This is a genomic window from Streptomyces sp. NPDC002276 (assembly GCF_053891435.1).
This window is the reverse complement of record NZ_JBSFCQ010000069.1, coordinates 1-1,320: the sequence shown is the minus strand read 5'-3', so window position 1 is coordinate 1,320 and position 1,320 is coordinate 1. Positions and strand designations below refer to the sequence as shown.

The 1,320-nt window shown below is 64.0% G+C and carries 1 protein-coding gene; it reads right to left on the bottom strand.

The window, feature by feature from the left end; genetic code table 11:
• Positions 1–1,308, bottom strand: a 1,308-nt coding sequence (locus ACWIHT_RS47230) for a non-ribosomal peptide synthetase (RefSeq protein WP_456174834.1), incomplete at its 3' end; no start/stop codon positions are given.
• Positions 1,309–1,320: the final 12 nt, after the last annotated feature.

Here is a 1,320-nt window from a genome sequence, read left to right as displayed (position 1 = left end):
ATTCACCAACGCCCCATGCGAAACCACCACACCCTTCGGCCACCCCGTCGAACCCGACGTATAAATCACATACGCCGAATGCGCAGAAACCACCGGGGACAGACGGTCTCCATCAAGGAGGTCGGACGCATTCAGCGCCGTGACCGCGTCCCGCACCGAAGGATCGTCAAGCAACACACAAGGGACGTCACTGTCACGGGGCAGCAGACCAGCTGTTGCCTCATCGGTCAGAACGAACGTCGGCCGAGCATCCCGGAGCATGTACGTAATCCGGTCCACCGGGTACTCCGGATCCACCGGCACATACCCCGCACCACTCTTCAACACCGCCAACAACGCAACAACCAGATCCACCGAGCGCGGCAAAGCCACCGCCACCAACCGCTCCGGACCCGCACCACACCCCACCAAATACCGCGCCAAACAATTCGCCCGAACATTCAACTCCGCATAAGTGAGCTCAACACCACCACTCACCACAGCCAACGCATCCGGAGTCCGCACCACCTGCGCCTCGAACAACTCCGGCAACGTCAGATCCGGAACCTCACGACCCGTGTCATTCCAGTCGACGAGCACCCGCTGCCGTTCCTCAGCACCGAGAACACTGACGGAACGGACCGCCGTATCCGGATCGGCACTGACCGTCTCCAGCACACGCACCAACCGGTCCACGAGCCCCCGGACCGTCTCCTCCGAGAACAGATCCGTCCGGTAGTCGACCTGCCCCTCAAGCCCGGCAGGGCCGCCGTTCTCGTCACGGAGTTCACCCAGGCTGAACGACAGATCAAACCTGGCCGCCACATCACCGGCAGGCTCGGCCTGGGCGTGAACACCGGGGAGGTCGAGGTCGGGTTGCGCGTTGTTGTGGAAGGCGAGCATGACCTGGAAGAGGGGGTGGCGGGCCATGGAACGGGCCGGGTTGAGGACCTCCACCAGCCGCTCGAACGGCACATCCTGATGCGCGAAAGCCGCCAGATCCGCCTCCCGGACCCGCTCCACAACCTGCCGGAACGTCGGATCACCTGAGACATCGGTGCGCAGGACCAGCGTGTTCACGAAGAACCCGACGAGGTCGTCGAGGGCGTCGTCGGTGCGCCCCGCGATCGGGGTCCCGAGTGGGATGTCGTGGCCAGCGCCCATCTTCGACAACAGCACCGCCAACGCGGCCTGCACCGTCATGAACACACTCGCACCACACGCACGAGACAACTCCACCAACCGCGCATGCACCCCCGCAGGAACACGAAGCTCCACCGAAGCACCCTCATGCGAAGCAACCGCCGGACGCGGGAAATCCACCGGCAACTCCAACTGCTC